This window comes from Kitasatospora putterlickiae, from assembly GCF_039527695.1.
In the GTDB taxonomy this organism is placed as follows: Bacteria; Actinomycetota; Actinomycetes; order Streptomycetales; family Streptomycetaceae; genus Kitasatospora; species Kitasatospora putterlickiae.
Genome location: NZ_BAAAKJ010000026.1, coordinates 6,864 through 8,510 on the forward strand (window position 1 = coordinate 6,864; position 1,647 = coordinate 8,510).

Here is a 1,647-nt window from a genome sequence, read left to right on the forward strand (position 1 = left end):
CCGCGCCGGGGGGGGGGGCGGTCGGCGACGTGGGCGGCGTCGTGCCGGGGGGATCCGGACCTGCCACCCCTTGATCGTCGCCGCTGGGCGGCCGGGCCGCGCGACGGCGTGGCCCTTACGAGTCACCGGTGTCCGCGGGCGGGCGGGCAGGCGAAAGGGAGGGGTGCGGCAGGATGGGCGCGCTCGCACGGACGGGAGCGGCGCGGGTTCCTCGCTTCGGGGCGCGAGGGGAGGCACTCTCAACGGGTGCCGGGGGCGGTGGCCCTCAGCGGTGACACATTCGACGGCACATGGCACGCTCACCTGCCGGCAGTGTGCCGGTGGGGGTCCATTTCGTCGTCGCAGTCATGTGAGCCAGTAAAACAGATGGGCCGGGGTACGCCCAACTATTCGGCAAGGCTGTCCGCAATGCGGACACCTGGGGTGCCGACCTGCGGTGACGCGGCTCGGCGCCGCCACCGGGGGTCCGGATGGTGGCGGCGCCGACGAGGACCGGGCCGGTCGGGGCGTTCAGGCGGTGGCGGCGAGCGCGGCCGCGGCGGGCTTCTCCAGGTGCACCAGGGTGACCCGGCCGCTGACCTGTTCGACGGCGGTCTGCCGGTAGCCCCGGCGGGCGTAGAGGCGCAGGTTGCCGAGGCTGCGGTGGCCGGTGAAGAGCTGGTAGGAGGTCACCGCGCCGTCCTCGGCGAGGCGCTCTTCGAGGGCTTCCAGCAGGCGGCCGCCGAGGCCGTGGCGCTGCATCCGGGGGTGCACGACCAGGCGCCCTATCCGGCCGACGCCGTCGGGGCCGAGCCGGCCGCGGACGGTGCCGACGATCTCCTCGCCGAGGCGGGCGACCAGGACGTGCTGCTCGGTCAGTTCGGCGCGCAGGCTCTCCAGGGTCTGGGTCAGCGGCTCGATCGCCCAGTCCCCGTAGAGTTCGGCCTCGCTCTGGTAGCCGAGGTACTGGAGCTTGAGGATCTGCTCCGCGTCGTTCGTGTCGGCGGTCGAAATGATGACGCTCATGCCCATGTGCGGGGGCCTCCCCATCCTTGTGCCGGCGCGTGAACGTGAGGGTGTCACACCGGTTCCTGCCGGAGGTGTTGTCCCGGCCGGGGATCCGCCCAGACCGGGGTGGCGCACGAACGTACCGGCCCGCACGGCCCTGGTGGGGCCGTGTCGGCGGCGGCGCGCTCTCGGTCAGTATCGGGGCGGACGCGTCACCGTCAAGAGCGGCGTTCGCCAGCGCCTTACCCCCGTGTCAGCTGCCCTCAACCTGATGGCCGCCGGACGTGGCGAGGGTCACGCCCGGCGGTCGCGGTGCCGCGGGGGCGGACGTGTCGAGCGTCACGTCCATCGGGGTGAACGGGGCGCGGGGTGGGTCAGGCGTACCACTCGGCGTGCAGCCGGACGCGCAGGCAGGCGAGGCAGCGGGCGCGGGTGGGGCCGATGGAGCCGCGCGGCATCCCGAGGCGGTCGGCGAGCTCGCGGTAACTGGGCGGCGGGTCCTCGGCGAGGGCGGCGACGAGCCGCGGGCAGCGTCCGGGCAGGGCGGCGACGGCCTCGCGGACGAGGCGGCGGCGCAGTCCGGCGAGGACCTCGTCCTCGGCGGAGGGGTGGGACGGAAGGTCGGTGCGCATGCCGTGCTTGACCCGACGGGGGCGCCCG

Annotated in this window: 2 protein-coding genes; both read right to left on the minus strand. The window is 74.7% G+C overall.

Features of this window, described 5'->3' with window-relative positions; all coding sequences use genetic code 11:
* Positions 1–510: 510 nt before the first annotated feature.
* The gene (locus ABD308_RS03245; RefSeq protein ID WP_344325212.1) at positions 511–1,011 is read right to left on the minus strand and encodes a GNAT family N-acetyltransferase; all 501 of its coding nucleotides are present in this window, start codon (positions 1,009–1,011) and stop codon (positions 511–513) included.
* Between the two features lie 350 nt (positions 1,012–1,361).
* The coding region (locus tag ABD308_RS03250; protein WP_425554680.1) for an RNA polymerase sigma factor at positions 1,362–1,647 on the minus strand (286 nt) is incomplete at its 5' end.

Excerpts from the sequence above, each read along its gene's own strand:
- ABD308_RS03245 (WP_344325212.1), bottom strand. The coding sequence starts at position 1,011 with ATGGGCATGAGCGTCATCATTTCGACCGCCGACACGAACGACGCGGAG.